Here is a 19,707-nt window from a genome sequence, read left to right as displayed (position 1 = left end):
TCTTGTCTCTTATATTGTATTCAGATCATCCAGCAATTGCTGTTTTTCATCTCCTTCGAGGTCCGTTTCCGCAATATTTTTTGCCTGTTGTTTGTATGTTTCCACTTCTTCGGGCTTATTGGCGACGGAAGCTGCCCGGGCGAGGGCTTCGTAGGCATAGGCCAGGCAAAAAGGCTTAAGATGGTTGTCCTGCGTGACTTTCAGGCAGAGCATGGCGTAGCTGAACGCATTGCTGGGTTGATTGGTGACCGCATAGACCCGAGCCAGCTGCCAGTACGCGATCGAAATGTTCTCCGGCGTATGTTCCTCGTATTGCGCCCAGTGCCAATGAGAGGCGTGACAGGCAGAAATCATGGCCAGATTTTCAGCAGCGGTGCGATCTGCCTTGTCCAGATAATCCCAGGTTTTATTGAAACAGGTCGCCGCAAAGTGGCGATGGGCCTGTTGCGGATCGAAAGCGGGGCTCTGCATTGGTAACTCCTTTCAGGGATATTCTGTTGAACAGCAGACCGTCGAGACTGCGGACCAGGAAATTGCTCTTCAGGCAGAATCCATTTCGAGGCATAATGCATTGTATCGCAGCCGGTAAAGAATTATAAGATCCTGGAAAAATTGTGCAGAAATCAGGGAAATGAAACGGATTTCAGAAAAACCCAGCTATAGCTGTCTATCTTATCAAGATTCTCCAGATGACCGGCTTGATGCAACAGGATCCTGTTATTCGATAATGTTTATCCAGTCGAAACAAATGTCATAACCAATGGATTCCGCACGCAGTGATTCCCGATAGAGAGAGTCGTGGGATTTCGGAGTGATTCTACCGAAATCAAGACCCGCCGGTACTGATGCCAGCGGGAATAACCTGTCGGGGCCTCAGATAGACATTAAGGCGACTATGATCCTGTCAAAAACGAATACGCATCAACAGGGAATCTTGAATCAGGATTTTCGGCTCGACTCTGCCGGATTACCTGCCTCTGCGCACCTGGTCGGCATTTGTGGATCCGGGATGAAAGCACTCGCGGAATACCTGGCCAGCGCCGGTTGCCGCGTGACCGGCTCAGACTTGAGTCCTGCGCTGCCGACGGATCAGGCCTTACAGGCAGGCGGCTACCGGGTTCATCAGGGCCACGACAAACGTTTCGTTCCGGAAGGGACCAACGTGCTGATCTACAGCCCGGCGATTGGACTGGCAAACCCCGAACGACGCTTCGCACAGCGAATGGGAATTCCCCAGCTCTCCTACACACAGATGCTGGGCAACCTGATGCGGCAGAAGCAGGGCGTCTGTATCGCAGGAACCCACGGCAAAAGCACCACCACAGCACTGACCGCATTTGTACTGGAGAATGCCGGCGTTTCCCCTTCGGCCGTAATTGGAGCCGAACTCTGTAACCAGAACCTGAATGGCTGGGCAGGAGAAGGTCCTTTATTTGTAGCGGAAAGCTGTGAATACCAGCGGAGTTTTCTGAATCTCTACCCCTATTACGCGGCCATTACCAACATTGAGCCCGATCATTTCGATTACTTTAAGAATCAGGATGATATGACCTCCGCGTATGCCGAGTTCGTAGCCCGGATTCCGGCTGACGGAACATTGATTATGCCGGCTGCCTGTCGCGGCGCCGTGGAAATTCGCACAGCCTGTCTGGCAAAAATCGCAACGTTTTCGCTGGAAGAGGAAGCAGACTGGTGGGCCACAGACATCAAGCAGACTACCTACGGTCAGCGTTTCCGACTGTTCTACCAGGGTGAGTACTTTTCCGAGATTTCCCTGCAGAAACGGGGCCGCCATAATGTGAGTAACGCGATGGTCGCCGCAATTCTCTGTCACTCGGCGGGAGTCCCTGCTGAAGACATTCGCGAAGGAATCTACCAGTTTCCAGGGATTCGTCGTCGCTACGAGCATCGAGGCTCTTATAAGGGCATCACACTGATCGACGATTATGCACACCATCCAACGGCGATTCAGGCCACCCTCAACCTCTTGAGACAGGAATATCCGGATCGCAAGGTCTGGTGTGTTTATGAACCGCATCAGGTCTCGCGGACGCAGGCCATGATGGATTCTTACTCCCGCAGTTTTCGACTGGCGGACGAAGTACTGATTGCACCGGTGTATGCAGCCCGGGAAAAGCTGGGAACGGAACCCGTTGATACGTCCAAAGAGCTTGTTCAGCGAATTCTTCTGCATAATGCTGCGGTCAGATTCGGCAGTTCCCTTGACCAGATCGTCTCAACTTTAGAGACTGAGGCTCAATCTGGTGATATCATCATAACTATGGGTGCTGGCGAAATAAATCGGATCCATCATGAGTTCAATCGAAGACTTCAAAGACATTCTTAAACATTCCGAACCCCTGGCGAAATACTCGTGGTTCAAAATCGGCGGTCCGGCCCAGTTCTTTCTGGAGCCACGGAACGCAGATGAACTGCAGGCGGTCGTCAAATGCTGTGCAGAAAATGAAATTCCTGTACGCGTCTTTGGGGGCGGATCCAATATTCTGATCAAGGATTCCGGCGTGCAAGGTGCCGTGATCCGCATTCATGATCAGGAATTCGCCCAGATCAGCATCGAGGGGACAACCGTCACCGCAGGAGCGGGGGCACTGCTCTCGAACCTGGTCTCACAGACCGTCAAAGAGGGACTGGCCGGCCTGGAAGGGCTGGTAGGGATTCCCGGTACGGTTGGTGGCGCACTGCACGGCAATGCCGGCGGGCACAACGGTGACATCGGCCAGTTCGCCAAATCCGTATCTGTGCTGACCGCCCGGGGTGAAAAGTTCGTGCGGACCGCAGATGAACTCAGCTTCAGCTACCGGGAAAGCAGCATCAATGAGCTGGCGATTCTGGAGGCGACCTTCGAGTTGCAGCAGGCTGATGCAGATGAGCTGACTGAACGCATGAAAAAGAACTGGATCATGAAGAAGGCCAACCAGCCTCTCACACACCAGTCTGCGGGCTGTATCTTCAAAAATCCGCGCGGGATGCACGCCGGGGCTCTGATTGAGCAGGCGGGCCTCAAAGGGACCCGCATCGGGGGAGCCGAAATCAGCGACCGTCACGCGAACTTTATCATCAATGATGAAAGTGCGACGACGGAGAATGTGCTTGATCTGATCAACCTCGCGCAGAATACCGTCTCTGAAAAGTTCGGCGTCGATCTCGAACTGGAAATCGAGCTCTGGTAATCAGCCGCTCGTTGCTGCTTCAGTTGCCGATACAGTACAGATGCTGGAACGTACGGATGAAGATCTGCCCATCTGAGAACGCGGGTGTGGAATTACTACGTTCGCCCAGTTTGTTCTGAGCGACCGTTTCAAAGCGTTCCGCATTCGGCTTGAAGACATGCGTTGTTCCCTGTTGGTCGGTAACGAACAGGTGGCCGTCAGCCAGGATCAAAGATCCCCAGCAGGCGGCACCACCGGAACGTTCCTGCCAGACGATCTCGCCGGATTGCGGATTGATGCATTGCACAATATTCGGTCCGGCGTTGGCCATGAAGAAATGGGCTGCAGTAAACACGCCGGTGGAGATGCGTTGCGGATTCGGTTCCTTACGCCAGAGTCGAGCGGACTCAGTAATGTCACCCGTCCCCTGCATGCGAAAGCCGATCGCGGGGCCGTTGAAGCCACCCATGGCGACGCAGATCTGATCTGCCAGCACGGGAGAGGTGTAGCATAGGTCCCCTTTCTGTCCCCGGAGTCCGGAACAACTCCAGACGATGTCACCCGTTTCGGGATCATAGGCGTTCACGCGGAGGGACATGCTGCAGATGACCAGACTGCGATCGTTGATGCGGGCAATCACGGGAGTACTCCAGGAACCCATGTATTTGCGATCGTTATTTCGCTCGCCGTTATTTTCGACGGGTTCATCGGTTTCCCAAATCGTTTTGCCACTCTCCAGATCGATGGCGGTCATGAAGACCCGCTTCCCGGGACCGCAATGCAGTATGACTTTTCCTTCATGCAAGACCGGAGAGACACCGTAGCCCCACATGTGATCAAACTCACCCAGGTCGCGGTGCCAGACCTCGTTGCCGTCAAAGTCGTAACAGTACAGTCCGGCTGAGCTGTGCCAGGCCACGACGCGTTTGCCATTCGCGACGGGAGTCGAACCGCAGTAATTATTGGTTTTGTGGGTGGGCTTCACTTTGTCAAAGTTGACGGTCCGCATCCAGAGCTGCTTGCCGTTCTTGCGGTCGAAACAGTAAAGGCTCCGCTGGCGACCTTCATTCTCGGCACAGGTAATGAATACGCGTCCGTTAGAGACGATGGGGCTGCTGTTACCCGCTGCAGGCAACGGCACTTTCCAGAGGATGTTCTCGGATTGACTCCATTTAAGGGGGACTTTCGTTTCGTGAGAGATGCCATTTCCCTGGGGACCACGAAAGGCGGGCCAGTCCTCGGCAGATGCCACGGAGAGAGACACACAGAGTAGAACCAGGGTCGAACAGAACGGGCGCAGGAACTGTTTCATCGGAGTGCCTTGCGAAACGGATTTGGTTTAGATTGTTTCAACTCACTCAGGCAATGACATCGTGCACGACGTGTCCATGGACGTCGGTCAGACGCATATCCCGTCCACCAAAGCGGAACGTGGATCTGGTATGATCCAGTCCCAGCAGGTGTAGCATCGTGGCATGAATGTCGTGGATTTCAACGCGATTCTCGACAACTTTATAGCCCCATTCATCGGTCGTCCCGTAAGTGGTGCCCCCTTTAACACCGCCGCCGGCCATCCACATGGTGAAACCGAATGGATTGTGATCGCGACCGTTGGTTCCCTGGGCGAAGGGGGTTCGGCCGAATTCGCCTCCCCAGATGACCAGCGTGGAATCGAGCAGCCCGCGCTGTTTGAGATCTTTGAGCAGCCCCGCGATGGGCTGGTCGACCGCCCGGGCATTGTTGGCGTGATGGAGTTTCAGATTGCTGTGCTGATCCCAGCGGTCGCCCTTGACGTTGGGACAGGTCAGTTCGACAAACCGCACGCCTCGCTCGACCAGCCGGCGTGCGAGCAGACACTCGGCTGCGAAAGTGCGTGTGGGCTCATATTCCTCACTGAATCCGTAGAGATCGAGCGTTGGCTTGCTTTCGCTTTTGAACGACATCAGATCGGGAATTGCCATCTGCATTTTATAGGCGAGTTCATAATTGGAGATCGCGGAGTCAATTTCGTCGTGCCTGCCGGTCTCCTGTTGTTTGAACCGGTCCAGCTGCTGCATCAGTTTGAGTTTTTCCACCTGGGTACGGCTGGTCTTTTCCTGGCGTTCCACGTTGGCAATACCGCTGCCTCCCGGCTTGAAGACCGAGCCCTGGAAGCTGGCGGGGAGAAAACCGCTGTTGAAGCAGTCGAGACCGCCGGGAGGAATCAGTCCACCGTTGATGACCACAAAGCCGGGCAGGTTCTGGCATTCACTGCCCAGACCATAGTTGACCCAGGCACCCATGCTGGGTCGTCCCTGCAGACCGCTGCCGGTATGCAGGAAGTAATTGGCAAAGGTATGTTCGGGAAAGTTCGAGACAACTGAGCGAATGACAGCGATATCATCGATACAGGAACCGACCTGGGGGAACAGATCACTGACGGGAATCCCGCTTTCGCCGTAGGGTTTAAATTTCCAGGGGCTTTCGAGCACTTTACCGACGTTGTCGAACTGGGTGTCTTCGACTTTGAAAAAATCGCCCGGACTTTTGCCATTGTATTTGGAGAGCATTGGTTTGGGGTCGAAGGTGTCGACCTGCGAAGGTCCGCCATCCATGTAGAGGAAGATGACGTTTTTCGCTGTGGCTGGAAAGTGGGTTCTCTCCGCTGTCACTCCGGAGAACGCGCGGTCCTGCAGCAGGGCCGTCAGGGCGGCGGCGCCGAAGCCGTTCGCACACTGCTGGAGCATTTGACGGCGAGTGAACTGGTATCGAAATTGGCCACAATGCATGCTGCCGACTTTCCTGATATTAGAAGACGTAGATAAATTCTTTGAGATTAAAGATGACATGCCCCAGCTCGCCCCAGGTTTCTGCGGGTTGTGCTGCCGGGTTTGTCGTTCTCTGAGCCTGCAGGAACTGCTCCGCGGCCTGTAACTCGGCCTGCGCTGGCGGACGCCCCAGGGCCGATTCATACATCCAGCGGATACGTTCCTGATCTGTCGTTAATTTGGGATTCGCGGCGATGTGTTCTCCCCAGAGGCGAGCCTGTTGAATCACGAACGGATCGTTCATCATGATCAGAGCCTGAGCGGGAACGTTGGAGACGTTGCGACGGCCCATCGTGCTGAAGGGGCTGGGAGTATCATATGCGAGCATCATCGGCGAGAGAAAATTGCGACGGACCTGAATGTAGACGGAACGTCTGCCCTCTCCATCCAGGGGGCCGTTGACCGGTGGCTTGCCGCGTCCATCCATGAATTTCGTGAGGTGGATGGGAACCGAGGGGCCGTACAGTTCAGGTTGCAGTCTTCCGGAGATGCTGAGCAGGGCATCGCGGATCGCTTCGCCTTCGAGTCGCTTCAGCGGCATTTTGTAAAGCAGGACATTGTCCGGATCGATCTCGGCGACATCCAGGGATGTCTGGCTGGCCTGCTGGTAAGTTTTGGAGAGAACCAGGTACTTGATCATCTGTTTGATCGAACGGTCCTGTTCGAGGAATTTCAGTGCCAGGAAGTCGAGCAGTTCCGGATGCGAAGGACGCTCGCCCAACACGCCGAAGTTATCGACGCTGGGGACGATTCCCCGTCCAAACAGATGTGCCCAGATGCGGTTGACAATCACACGGTGTGTTAATGGATTGGCAGGGTCGTTAATTTCCCGGGCCAGTTCCAGTCTTCCACTGCCGGTAACCTGGGGGCTGGTTCCTTCGAGGGCTTCCAGGAAGCGACGTTCCACGACAGTGCCCTGATTCTGATGACTGCCCCGAATCAGGACGTGGTCGTTCTCGGCACTGCCATCCATGATGGCCATCGCGGTGCGGGATTTATTTTGAATCTGTTTCTGCAGCTGATCGCGCTCGGACTGATAGTCGCGGAGTGCCTGCTGCAGGGCTTTTCTGTCTGAATCTTCCGGATTGGAAAACAGGTCGGGATGGCTGAGCACCCAGTTGATCAACGCAGTTGTCTGCGAAGAAGGTTTGTCCGTCGTGTCACAGAATTCCCGGAATGCATCATTGAAGGCCTGTTGCACCTGGGGCGTCTGGAGACTGATCGAGGTCAGATCGGGTTCGGGGAACTCGGCTGCATACTTGACCTGGTAGACTTCGAGTGGCTCTTTGCCGATGGGCGTGAACTCGAGGTGCACCCGATGTCCGTTGTAGCGGGAGAGATCATGAAAGACCCACAAAGGTTTACCGGCTTTGTCAGCGTCAACTTTTTTCAGAGTGGATCCATGCAGGGGACCAAAGAGCAGACGGTGCGAATCGACACAGGCATAGACCCAGCAGGAACCTTTGACACGGTAGGCGACGGAACCTTTGGCCTCGAATGTGGGAGTCCGGAGCGTCCTGCCGGCACGGGGATAAGAACGCAGTCTGTTTTTCTGGATCATCTGTGGCGTCTTCACATCTTCCAGATCGTTCCAGAGAGGATCGCGGATCGCGGCACCTTCATTCTGGATCTTGAGCGACAGTGCTTTGCTGGCGGGATCGAGCAGCAGCGTTCCCCGGGGCCGTGGTGCCAGTCCAAAGGTGAAGCCGTCAACGATGAAATTTTCAGGGGGACAGGTGTCATAATTGACGATGGTCCGCGCGGGTGATTCCGGTTTGCCCGGACCAAAGGGGCTGGCGGGAGCCAATGAAGCGGGGACGCCCACCTCCAGCATGATGGCGGCCTTCAGTTCCTCTTCCGCGGACTTGTTGTTCTGCAGGAAAGCGACCCAGCGTTTGAGGATCGCCGGATTGAGCCCCTGTTTCGCAGCCTTTGTCTGCAGCTGCTGTTCACTTTGGGGAGACTTTGTCTGCCGGGCCAGTTCGGATGCACTCTCGTAATAACGGGAGAAATTCTGGACTTCGTCCTGGAATGCGGCTTTGAGTTTCGCTTTGAACAGGGCCTGCTGACGTTGATGCAACTGTTCTGCCTTCGCGGCGATGGAACGATTGTGCTCCATCGATTCAAAGCGAACCTGGTGATAGTTACTGCTCTGCAGATAGCCGTAGAGAGCGTAATAGTCGCGGGTGGAGATTGCATCGAATTTGTGATCGTGACAGCGGGCACAGGCCACGGTCATGCCCAGGAAGGATTTGGTCATGACATCGATGGCATTGTCGAAGCGATCGGTTTCGTCTTTGCGGATATCGACTGGAGAGTGCACCCATTCGCCCAGGAACCAGAAGGCGGTTGCGAGGACCGATTCGTTGAAACCACTCTCCGGGTTCAGACGTGGTTCGGGTAACAGGTCGCCGGCGATATGTTCCGTGACAAACTGATCGTAGGGCAGATCGGAATTCAGAGCCCGGATCACGTAGTCGCGGTACTGCCAGGCATTGGGGGCGTCGTTATCGAACTCGTGACCCCGGGATTCAGCATAGCGCATCAGGTCGAGCCAGTGACGGGCCCAGCGTTCCCCAAAGTGCGGGGACGCGAGCAGCTGATCGACTACTTTCGCGGTCGCATTGGGGGATTTGTCATTCAGGTATTCATCAATCTGCGCGGGAGTGGGGGGCAGGCCGATCAGGTCGAAGTAGAGTCTCCGCAGCAGAGTCCGTTTATCGGCGGCAGCGGCGGGAGCGAGCTCCTTTGCTTCCAGACCGGCGAGGATGAAATGATCGACGGGATGATCAGACCAGCCCTGATTTCGAACGGCAGGAAGAGGGACTGGCTTCAGGTCTTTCCAGGCCCAGTGTGCCTGGCGGCGCTGCTGGAGATCGAAGGCTTCGGTCTGCGTGTTATCTTCAGGGGCTTTCTCATCGGGCCAGGGGAGGCCCATTTCAACCCAGCGGGTCAGCGCGTCGATCTGTGCCTGTTTCAATCGCGTGTTGGGGGGCATTTCAAAGGACTCATAACGCACCGCTTCCAGCAGCAGGCTGTCGTGGGGAGTTTTAAGCTGAATCGAAGAACCCGAATCGCCTCCCTTAATCACCAGAGCACGCGAATCGAGGCGCAGTCCCCCTTCGAGGCGTTTGGCCTGTCCGCTGTGGCAGGCATAGCAGTGTTCGGCGAGCAGGGGGCGGATTGATTTTTCGAAGAACTCCAGCTGTTCGGGAGAGAACTGTGGTTTCTTCGTGGCGTTGGTGGTTGGTTCTTCTGCGGAAGTCGAGAAACAGGCGAGGCAGACCAGCAGCAGGCAGGCAAAGGTGATTCGAAAAAGTTGCTTCATGCTCGCGGAGTTCCTGGTCGGAGTTCTGGTGTTGATTCAGCTGAGGCCAGCGGGCGCCACGAAATTCCTACGCAGCACCGAATTCAGGAGGGAGCGACAGAAGTCGCCGCTACGTCTTATATTAACGTGTTTTGATGCGGCGATTCAAGTTTTAATCGGGCTCGTGAGCAAAGAGAGCCGGTTTCCCGGGCCAGAACTCAGATGAGTTCGGGCAGCGGTCGGGCGTGATCTTCGACCAGGTACTGCGGTCGGCCACTGAAATCGAGGAGCGTGGTATGCTCTGTGTCGATACCCAGATTGTGATACAGAGTGGCAAACAGCTCGGGGAACGTAACCGGGCGGTCGACGGCTTCGCCTCCCAGGCGATCGGTGGCGCCAATCACCTGACCGGTCTGCATCCCGCCGCCAAACAGGATGGCGGAATTGACGCGGGGCCAGTGATCGCGGCCGACCTGCGTACTGATTTTGGGAGTCCGTCCGAATTCCCCCCAGATGGCAACGGTGCAGTCATCTGACAGTCCGCGTTGGTGCAGGTCTTCGAGCAGGGCACTCACGCATTGATCAAAGACCGGGAAGTCTTCTGCTTCGCGTTTGAAGATTGAGTTATTCTTCCCGCCGTGCCAGTCCCATTTACTGTAATTGAGTGTCACAACGCGGGCACCAGCTTCGATCAGGCGGCGGGCTACCAGCATACTTTGTGGCACACGCGGTGCACCGTTGCTGTCGATAAAGACGGTGGGATCTCCCGTGCCGTATCGTTTGACGGTTTCCGGATCTTCCTGAGACAGGTCCAGCGCTTCCGCCAACTGGGAAGAGGTGAGAACGCCCATTGCCTGTTCGGTAAAGGTGTCGAGGCCGGTCATCATGCCCGAGGCATCTGCTTCGCGTTTGAAGTTATCGATGCTCTGCAGCAGTTGTTTGCGATCAGCGAGACGTTCCAGAGAGATGCCGTTTAGCACCATGTCGTGTCGCGTCGGGCCCATGGGACGGAAAGGGGACTCGGACAGTCCCAGGAAGCCGGGACCGGGTTCGTTGTAAGGTCCGTGGGTGCAGGGATAGCAGAGACTGATGAAGGGGGGCGCAGATTCAACATAAGGTCCCTGGATCTTAGCGACAGTCGAACCGAACTGAGGCCAGCCTCCCTGGGGAGTCAGCTTGCGTGGGTTGTGTCCGTTAAAGCACTGGATGGCGTCGTGTCCGCTCTGGGAGCCGACGATGGAACGGACGAGTACCATTTTATCCATCATCCGGGCCATACGGGGAAACGCTTCACAGATTTCAATGCCGGGAACATTGGTGGCAATGGGACGCCAGGGGCCGGCGATTTCTTTGGGGGCCTCTGGTTTGAGGTCGATCATATCCTGGTGGGGCGGTCCGCCGACCAGGTAAATCATGATGACCGACTTCTGACGTTTCGGTTTCTCAGACTGGGATTCGGCCTGCAGCAGGCGGGGCAGTGTCAGACCGGACAGCCCGAGACTGCCGATCTGCAGAAAATTGCGCCTGGATAAACGATCGCAAAAGGAACCGCGTGCCTGGTCTTTTCCCAGCAGTGTCAGCATCTTGATGTCTCTCCCGGTGTGGTGAAGGCAGGAGTGCCGTAGTCGGAAACGGGGCAAGGGCCGAATTGTATCAAATGCTGTTTATGTGTTCCAGAGGAGTCCGAAGATTATTTTCGAACCCGTTCGCGAAGTTCGGGCAGGACGGCGCGGATGCCGATTCCACCCAGGCTGGCGATGGAGCCGATATTGACGAATCGATAACCCTGGTCGATCGCTTCTCGGCAGCGGTCGAGGTCGGCGAAGGTGATGCCGGCGGGTTTATTTGCCTTGGCGGCCCGCGCGGGGATCTCGGCAAGCAGTTTGAGCAGGTCGGGATGTTGAATCTGACCGATGACACCCAGTGAAGCAGAGAGGTCCATCGGGCCGGCGAAGATCACATCAATGCCGTCGACGGCCGCGATTTCTTCAATGTTTTCGATCCCCTCGGGAGATTCGATCTGCGCGACGATGGCGGTTTCTTCATTCGCGTGTGGCAGGTAGTCATCGAAGGAGAAGTCCATGAACATGGTCCAGTCGGGAGAGACGCCCCGGGTTCCTTCGGGCGGATACTTGGCGTACTGGACTGCCAGGCGGGCTTCTTCCGCATTATTGATCTGCGGGACCATGATCGTGTTTGCGCCGATATCGAGCGCTTTCTTGAAATAGATCGGATCGAGTCCGGGGACACGGATCATCGGCATACAGCCGGCGCGGCGGGCGATGATCGGGAGGTGTTTGACTTCGTTGACACTGTAGGGACGATGCTCCAGATCGATCCAGAGGAAATCGACTCCCGTGTCGACGGAGAGCTTTGCGAGAATTTCCGAAGCATCGGGCATGCCGACTCCCAGTGCGACTTCACCCTGGGAAAGCAGTGTTTTGATCTTGTTTTCAAACATCTCAGAGGGTCCTGCAATAGATGGTCAACGGTCGAAACCGCGACTGACAGAAGTCAGCGCCAGCACCCATGATACGTATAAAACAGACGACGGCATACCCTCACGAGAGTATGCCGTCGTTGAAATCAGTTATTATTTCGTATTACCTGACTAAGTTCTCAGCGAGCCAGGTAGTACATGGCGGGGTCATCGATGATCCACTCGGTCGACCAGGTACGACCGTTGTCCTGGTTACAGACGTTGAAGAACGCCGTGTGGAAGGACTGGATCCGGGTGCCGTAGGGAGCATGTGAAGCGAAGCGGTCAGCCGGTGTCAGCGGATCGACGCCCGGGCTGGCATAGTAGTGAACCCGTCCGTCTGGTGTGAAGGACATACCCAGTGTCCACCAGCCGGTCTGTTTGATTTCGGGACCGATGAAGTCCTGGCCGCTGGTATCAGCGCGAACTACGAACACAGCGGAATCTTCACCACTGGCAGAGTCGGTCTTGCTGTTGAACTGAATGAACATCCCGAGGTAAATGGTTTCAATTTTGGTTGAAGAACCGATCGTGCGGAAGAAGCGACGACGGCTGGGAGTGCTGGACTTCATGGGAGCTTTTACAGCAGCACGGAAGCCGAATGAAGTACCGGTTTTGTCTTCCCATTCTTCGAAGGGGGGCAGATAAACGCGAGTGATCACACTGGGGGATAAACCGACAGAGACCATGGTTCCGTTCATGATCAGGTCATCCTGGTTGCTGCTCCGGCTGCCATGACCGGGAACGCCGGTATGCAGAGTTTTCAGCAGCAGTGCCCCTTTGCTGCCGGGCAGACCGCCGGCGGGAGTGGGGACACGTTGAATGACATCCATCTGGCCGCGCTTGGCACTTTCGGTCCAGACGCCGTTGGTCGACTGGCCCAGCGGGTAGCGGGTCTGTTTGTCGACGTTGGTACTGCTTTTCGGCAGATTGGGCACGTATTCCCAGGATTCATCTTCGAAGTCGTCCCAGGAACCATCGATACGTGTCCCGGTGCCGGGAATGACCTGTGCCTGTAATTCGGCTCCTGCCATGAGCATTGAGGTCCCTGCGACCAGAGCCAGACAGTGTCTGGTGAAAAAACGATTCCATTGGAGAAGCATGATTATCTATTCCTGGCAATATTTGTATGAAGGAGTGGAAACGGTACCGATTCCCTGAGGCTTGGAAGAAATCGATCGGGACCCCTGTGCACTGGCTCATTCCGTCAAACGGGATTTTCCCTCAGGAGTCGGATTACTGGAATTATCGGACAGATCGACAGAAATGATTCAAAGGGTTCCGATCTGTTTGTTTTGCTGTAAGTCTATTTACACATGATTCTTGTGGAAAATATATACGCAAATTGAGAGTCGGGAAATCGCTGAAAACCGAGGCTGGTAAACCTACATGTTTCGTATTTTTCGTATTTTGACTGGCCTGCAAAGATTCCTGCTTTCCTGACTGGAAAGGCGTGTGCAGAATTGGATTTCGCGGGGTGAATCGCTAAGATGGCGGCTTGCTTTTCAGCCCTCCTCTCTTTCGAGACGTGGGGACTGAATCTGAGAATAGTGGAACGCAGCAGAGGCCTTGAGCGCCCCGGCCGCTGATGCCCTTTCTATCACCGATTGCCCTATCAGAGAACGTAATGACTGAATCCCATGTCTCCGAGCTGGATGCTCCCTCTCAGAGTTTACTGAATACCCGTCAGGAAGAGTTGATTCTGGTTCTGGATTTCGGATCCCAGACCGCTCAGCTGATTACGCGGCGTGTACGTGAACAGAATGTTTTCAGTCTGCTGACACGAGCTGATCTGTCTGCAGAACGGATTAAAGAACTGAATCCAAAGGGGATTATTCTTTCGGGCGGTCCTGCCAGCGTGTATGGCGAAGGGGCTCCCCAGCCTGATCCGGCGATCTTTGATCTGGGTATTCCGATTCTGGGTATCTGCTACGGTATGCAGCTGGTCTGTCTTTCTCAGGGGTGTGAAGTACGGGGGGGAGAGTCTCGCGAATTTGGTCGGACGCCTTGTACGGTCAGCGATCATACGAATCTCTTTTCCGGCGTACCCACTGAATTCATCGCCTGGATGAGCCACGGCGACCAGGTACAGAATCTGAGTGAGCACTTCGATTCGCTGGCTTCAACCGAAACCTGTCAGTTTGCTGCGGTCAAGCATCACGACAAACCTTTATACGGTTTGCAGTTCCACCCGGAAGTGACACATACCGAATTCGGCGGAATGCTGCTTTCGAACTTCGTACAGAAGGTATGTGGCTGCCAGGGGACCTGGAAGATCTCGAACCTGATCGAGCAGGAAATCGAAAATATCCGGGCCCGCGTCGGAGACAAGCAGGTGATCTGCGGTCTGTCAGGGGGCGTTGATTCCTCCGTTGTTGCCGCACTGCTGTACCGGGCCATCGGCTCACAGCTATCCTGTATTTTCGTCGATAACGGTCTGCTGCGAAAAGGGGAAGCAGATGAAGTCGAACACCGCTTTGGTGAGCACTTCAAAACCGACCTGCACGTGGTGGATGCGAAAGATCTGTTCCTTTCGGAACTCAAAGGTGTGGTCGATCCCCAGGAAAAACGTAAGATCATCGGCCGCCTGTTTATCGAAGTCTTCCAGGATGAAGCCAAATCGATCAAAAACGCTCACTTCCTGGCTCAGGGAACATTGTATCCCGACGTGATTGAGTCTGGCGCCAATAAGGACGGACAGGCAGCAACTATCAAATTGCACCATAACGTCGGCGGACTCCCTGAAAAACTGGGTTTTGAACTGATCGAGCCACTGCGGGAACTGTTCAAGGACGAAGTCCGTCAGATGGGGCACGAACTGGGCCTGCCTGACGAACTGATTTACCGCCATCCCTTCCCCGGTCCCGGACTGGCAGTTCGCTGCCTGGGGGAAGTGACCGAAGAACGTCTCAAAGTTCTGCGGGAAGCTGATGTGATTGTGATCGAAGAACTGCACAAGGCGAATCTCTATCGCAAGACCAAGCAGGCCTTCGCCGTGCTGTTGCCGATTCGCTCTGTGGGTGTGATGGGAGATGGACGGACCTATGAAGATGTCGCTGCGATTCGTGCCGTCGAGACGGACGATTTCATGACAGCGAACTGGTCTCCGCTGCCTCACGAAGTGCTGGAACGGATGTCGACCCGGATCACCAATAACGTACGGGGGATCAACCGGGTCGTGTATGACATCAGCTCCAAGCCACCCAGCACAATTGAATGGGAATAATTTCCCGATTCCCTGCCATTTCTCTCTGTCGGCAGGTTTAAGTCAGGCGTAATAATCGAAGCTGCAAGCGCTCGCCTTCTACTTTTCGCGCGAACTGGACTTGATTTCCCAGTCGATCCGGGTAAGGTAGAATACATTCGTTAATGTTCTTTATAATTTATCGCGCCTGGCAGTCTGACTGGTGTTGAACCTGTTGAAGTTCGGGGAACCCCTGCCTGTTTCCCGGTCTGTTTACGCCTCGGAATGCCTGAGTCCCACTTAACGCATTTCTGACAGAGAAAGTCGAATTTATGGTTTCCAAGAGAAACATGTTCTATCTGGCAGCGGTCTGTTGTTCCGGTCTGGTACTGGCGGCGGGCGGCTTTTATTCCGCGGCGACGGCACAGAAGCCCCTGGCCGACGAAGGAGATCTCTCCAAACGCCTGAAGCGGATTCCCGCCACCACTCCCAAAGACAGTTTGAACGGGTTCAAGCTGGAGCACGATTTCAAACTGGACCTCGTGGCTGCGGAACCGGATGTCATGGACCCGGTCGATGCCTGCTTTGATGAAAACGGACAGATGTTCGTTGCAGAAATGCGGGGCTATCCCTATTTGCCGGATCAGGTTCCCGATTATTTTGATCGCCCCGTCAGAAAAGAAGCGGGCGTAATTCGACTGCTGAAAGATACCAATGGCGACGGCAAAATGGACAAAAGCTTTGTCTTCGCCGACAAGATCACCTGGCCGACTTCCGTCTGCTGTTATGACGGAGGCGTGTATGTGATCGCACCGCCGAATATCTACTATTTCAAGGATACCGACGGCGACAACAAAGCGGACATCCGCAAGACCGTCTTCACCGGCCTGCGGACCAACAACGTTCAGGGACTGGCCAACAATATGAAATGGAGCCTGGACAACCACATCTATTTCGCCGGGGGAACCAATGGCGGTTCGATCCTGAAAGATGGGAAAGAAGTCATTCCCGCCGGTCGTCGCGACCTGAAACTCAACCCGAAAACTCAGGAACTTGAGCCGGTGTCTGGTGGATCTCAGTTCGGCCACTCCATGGACGACTGGGGCAACCGGTTTGTCTGCAGTAACAGCAACCACATTCAGCACGTCGTCTATCCGAGTCATTACCTGAAGCGGAATGCCTATCTGGCTGTGCCAGGTGTGCTGCGTACGGCTGCCCGCAAAGGGGCGGCTGCTCCCGTTTATCGCCAGAGCCCTCCGGAACCCTATCGTGTTGTGCGGACCGCCCGTCGGGCCGCAGATCCGAATTTCCGCAAACGTCTGTCTCCGACCGAGCTGGTGGCAACCGGTTTCTTCACCTCGGCGACAGGGGTCACCATCTACCGGGGCGGTGCGTATCCGGAAAAATATCAGGGGAATGCTTTCATCGGTGATGTGGGCGGAAACCTGATTCACCGTAAAACAATGGGCTCCAAAGGCGCCACTTATGTCGCGTCCCGTGCGGACGAAAACACGGAATTTATTACCTCACCGGACAACTGGTTCCGTCCTGTGAACTTTGTCAACGCTCCGGATGGAACGCTGTGGGTGCTGGACATGTACCGCGAAACCATCGAGCATCCGTTCTCGATTCCAGAAGATATCAAACGGCATCTCGACCTGGAAAGCGGACATGATCGCGGCCGCGTTTACCGTCTGCTGGGACCCAACGGCAAGGTCTTCCCCGTTCAGAAACTGGGTAAGCTGCCCGTCGATCAGCTGGTGTTGCAGATGGAATCTCCCAACAGCTGGAACCGGGAAACCGCGCAGCGGCTGATCTGGGAGCGTCAGGATAAAGCAGCTGTTCCACACCTGGTGAAACTGTTCAAGACTTCTGACAAGCCACTGGCACGTCTGCATGCATTGTGGACGCTGGACGGGCTCAACGCTCTGGACGCAGAGCTGTTGATGACAGCACTGAAAGATCCGGAGCCAGGCATCCGTGAACATGCAATTCGTCTGTCTGAAAAACAGGCTCAGGAAAACCCGCAACTGGCGGAAGCCGTACTGGCGCTGGTGGACGATCCGCAATACCGGGTGCAGTTACAGCTGGCATTCTCACTGGGAGAATTCGACAAACAGACCGCGATTACCGGTCTGACGAAACTGGTCAATTCCCCAGTCTACGATGGTGATATGCAGGTGGCAGTTCTGACCTCTTCCGCGGACATTGCTGGTCCCCTGGCGGTCAACTTCCTCAAAGCGGCCAGGAACAGTCCTTCTGGCAGTAAGCGGTCTCTGGTAACAGAGTTGCTGCGAATTGCCGGAGCGAAAAAAGAGACTGCAGATGCGGTAGCAGTACTGGAATATGTCTCCGATGATTCCGTGCCTCTGGCTCAGAAACAGCTGGTGCTGGGAGCTCTGGGTGAAGGTCTGGGACGTCGTGGTGCTTCGCTGGCAACACTGATCAAAGACAAACAACTCGACCCGGCTGTGAAAGCACGCTTCGACAAGATGGTAGAAGATGCTGTTGCGATCGCGGAAGACGAAGAGAAGCCTGTTGCCGATCGGGTCGCTGCCGTACGACTGCTGGGATTCTTTGATTTCAGTGCCGGCGGTGAAGTGCTTTCCGAAGTCCTGAATCCACGGTCTTCTCCCAAAATTCAGCTGGCAGCAGTTGAGGCTTTGTCACGGATGGAGCACGAAGACGTGAGTGATGCTCTGCTGGCCAACTGGTCTGGTTTCAGCCCGGTAGTGCGGATCGAAGTGATTGATGCCCTGCTGGGGTCTACGGGGCGGATCGACAGTCTGCTGAAGGCGATTCAGAACAAGCAGGTCAGGCTGAACGAGATTGCTCGCGACAAGAAGGACCTGCTGATGAATCATCCCAATAAGACGATTCACAAGCAGGCTCAGAAAGTACTGGGCAGCGAAGTGAACAGCGACCGTGCGAAAATCGTGAAGAGCTACGAAACTGCCCTGGAAATGGACGGGGATGCCGAGCGTGGTCTGGCGATCTATAAGAAGAACTGTGCCGGCTGCCATCAGGCAGGGGACATGGGGCACAACGTTGGACCAAACATGGCAACGACCAAGAACAAGTCCGACCACGACCTGTTGATCGCCATTCTGGATCCGAGCCGCGAAGCACAATCGAACTACAATACTTACACGATTGTGACCGAGCAGGGCAAACTGTTCACGGGGATTATCGCCGCGGAAACAGCCACCAGCTATACGATTCGTCGTGCGGAAGGCAAGGAAGATATTATTCTGCGGAATAATATCGATACCCTGCTGTCCAATGGTGTATCACTGATGCCGAATGGTCTGGAAAAAGAGATCACTCCGCAACAGATGGCTGATCTGCTGAAGTTTATCAAGACTCTGGAAGCACCTGCTGAGAAGAAGTAGCAGCGCCTTACAGAACAGATAATGTTTACGAAAACAGCCCCGTCAGATTGATCTGGCGGGGCTGTTTGACTGTTGTCTTACGAAAGTGGGTGTGGTTTACCAGTCCATCCCGAGGCTGATTGAACCACCGAGCAGGCTCAGGTCGCCTGATTCAGAAGCTGCTGAACCGGCACCGTTCCACCAGATACCATCCCAGGCGGCACGCACCCAGACCAGAGCACCGGTCTGCAGGACGAAGTCAGCCTGCATACCAACCTGAATTTCAGCGATGCTCAGAGATTTGTTTTCACTGGTCTGAGCAATGGCATTCACCGGGCCGGGGTTGGAGTCTACGGCGGAGTATTTCGACTTACCCCACAGAGCCGAGTATTTGGCACTGGAGATCAGCGAGAGGCTGGAAGTTCCTTTAGTACGACGATCCCATAATCCGAGGGGACGACGTGCTTCACCGAAGACGACGATACCGTTACCGTCGAAGCGATGTCCGACATCAGAAGCGACTGCGGCACCACTGGCGGTACCATAAGCCTGGTATGCCTGACTGACCGATGCGTGACGGTAACCACCACCGAATGTGGTTTGCCAGCGTTCGAAGTTCAGTTCCTGGCTCAGATCGACATCGATTGTGTACAGTTTCATCTGGCTGGCAGCGACGACGAAGTCACCTGCCTGACCACCGGCTCGCAGACCGCCGATGGCAGTCTTGGTCGGCAGACCGTTGAAGAAGGTGAAGTTGTTACCGGCAATGGCACTGGCACCAGAGTTATCTTCCAGCTGGAACCAGCGAACCTGGGCACTGAGGCCTTCGTTGTCAATCAGTCCCAGATTGATACGGGGAGCTGTCTGGTAGCTGTATCCGAAGTCGTTGGATGTTGTAATGGTAGCAGGTCCGGTCTGATCTTCTGTGGTGAAGGCTGTGTCTGTGTCGAAGCCTGGCTTCAGAAAGACGGCAGCAGCACCGAAGACGAGCCCCAGACGTTCATAGGAACCTTCTTCCAGGTAAGGATCTTCGATCCAGTCGCCCTGGCTGTATTGTTCTACGGGACCGTAATATTCACCTTCAGCGGGGGTGTAGTATTCGCCACCCCCGTAGTAGTCATTCGAAACCATGGCGCCGCCTTCGGGCATGGCGATCGGTGACAGATCGGAGGTCCGTGGAGAGGAAGGGGCGAACGAGACGGCATCGACGGCGGCCGGCTCATATTCTTCATACTGGTAGTCTGAAGTATTGGATATTCTGAAGACCCCTTCAGATTCATTAGATGGTTCGACCGGGTAATCTGCCTGCGCAAACAGGGATGGTGAAGAAATGCAGCAGATTCCCGCAATTATCAAGCCAACGAATCCGTTCGTTCTCATAGCTTAATC

The 19,707-nt window shown here is 55.1% G+C and carries 12 protein-coding genes; 4 read left to right on the top strand and 8 right to left on the bottom strand.

The features are described 5' to 3' along the window. Positions 1-9: 9 nt before the first annotated feature. Positions 10-471: a hypothetical protein gene (locus tag FYZ48_RS08660; protein WP_149339400.1), complete on the bottom strand. Its 462-nt coding sequence runs from the start codon at positions 469-471 to the stop codon at positions 10-12. Between the two features lie 424 nt (positions 472-895). On the opposite strand from FYZ48_RS08660, the gene murC reads away from it, so the two are divergent. Both murC and murB read left to right on the top strand, forming a co-directional pair. Further along, positions 896-2,347, top strand: a complete 1,452-nt coding sequence (gene murC / locus FYZ48_RS08655) for a UDP-N-acetylmuramate--L-alanine ligase (RefSeq protein WP_149339396.1) — start codon at positions 896-898, stop codon at positions 2,345-2,347. Next, the gene (murB, locus tag FYZ48_RS08650; protein WP_149339391.1) at positions 2,313-3,191 is read left to right on the top strand and encodes a UDP-N-acetylmuramate dehydrogenase; all 879 of its coding nucleotides are present in this window, start codon (positions 2,313-2,315) and stop codon (positions 3,189-3,191) included. Before murC ends, murB begins: the two co-directional genes overlap by 35 nt. Before the next feature lie 19 nt (positions 3,192-3,210). Here murB and FYZ48_RS08645 read toward each other — a convergent pair whose 3' ends face one another. The 6 genes from FYZ48_RS08645 to FYZ48_RS08620 all read right to left on the bottom strand — a co-directional run bounded on the left by FYZ48_RS08645 (position 3,211) and on the right by FYZ48_RS08620 (position 12,866). Continuing rightward, complete coding sequence (locus FYZ48_RS08645) at positions 3,211-4,482, bottom strand: PQQ-like beta-propeller repeat protein (RefSeq protein WP_149339387.1); 1,272 nt, start codon at positions 4,480-4,482, stop codon at positions 3,211-3,213. 46 nt (positions 4,483-4,528) lie between these two features. After that, entirely contained in the window at positions 4,529-5,938 is a 1,410-nt protein-coding gene (locus tag FYZ48_RS08640) for a DUF1501 domain-containing protein (RefSeq protein ID WP_149339382.1), read from the bottom strand. Between the two features lie 19 nt (positions 5,939-5,957). Beyond that, positions 5,958-9,305, bottom strand: coding sequence for a PSD1 and planctomycete cytochrome C domain-containing protein (locus FYZ48_RS08635; RefSeq protein ID WP_149339380.1), 3,348 nt, complete (start codon positions 9,303-9,305; stop codon positions 5,958-5,960). Positions 9,306-9,502: 197 nt separating this feature from the next. Beyond that, a complete protein-coding gene (locus tag FYZ48_RS08630; RefSeq protein ID WP_149339378.1) occupies positions 9,503-10,867 on the bottom strand; it encodes a DUF1501 domain-containing protein in 1,365 nt (454 codons plus the stop codon). A gap of 107 nt (positions 10,868-10,974) precedes the next feature. Further along, positions 10,975-11,745 carry an HpcH/HpaI aldolase family protein gene (locus FYZ48_RS08625; RefSeq protein ID WP_145042615.1) on the bottom strand — a complete coding sequence of 257 codons (771 nt, stop codon included), beginning with the start codon at positions 11,743-11,745 and terminating at the stop codon, positions 10,975-10,977. A gap of 158 nt (positions 11,746-11,903) precedes the next feature. Beyond that, on the bottom strand, positions 11,904-12,866 hold the full coding sequence (locus FYZ48_RS08620; RefSeq protein WP_145042613.1) for a hypothetical protein: 963 nt from the start codon (positions 12,864-12,866) through the stop codon (positions 11,904-11,906). Between the two features lie 524 nt (positions 12,867-13,390). Here FYZ48_RS08620 and guaA point away from each other — a divergent pair. Both guaA and FYZ48_RS08610 read left to right on the top strand, forming a co-directional pair. Next, the gene (gene guaA / locus FYZ48_RS08615) at positions 13,391-14,989 is read left to right on the top strand and encodes a glutamine-hydrolyzing GMP synthase (RefSeq protein ID WP_187781933.1); all 1,599 of its coding nucleotides are present in this window, start codon (positions 13,391-13,393) and stop codon (positions 14,987-14,989) included. A 290-nt stretch (positions 14,990-15,279) separates the two neighbouring features. Further along, complete coding sequence (locus FYZ48_RS08610; protein WP_149339375.1) at positions 15,280-18,339, top strand: PVC-type heme-binding CxxCH protein; 3,060 nt, start codon at positions 15,280-15,282, stop codon at positions 18,337-18,339. Between the two features lie 96 nt (positions 18,340-18,435). Here FYZ48_RS08610 and FYZ48_RS08605 read toward each other — a convergent pair whose 3' ends face one another. Next, a complete protein-coding gene (locus FYZ48_RS08605; RefSeq protein ID WP_149339373.1) occupies positions 18,436-19,698 on the bottom strand; it encodes a hypothetical protein in 1,263 nt (420 codons plus the stop codon). Positions 19,699-19,707 lie beyond the last annotated feature (9 nt).

Origin of the sequence: Gimesia chilikensis (assembly GCF_008329715.1) — a bacterium.
GTDB lineage: Bacteria > Planctomycetota > Planctomycetia > Planctomycetales > Planctomycetaceae > Gimesia > Gimesia chilikensis.
The sequence above is the reverse complement of the archived record's forward strand: the minus strand, read 5'-3'. Positions and strand labels throughout refer to the sequence as shown.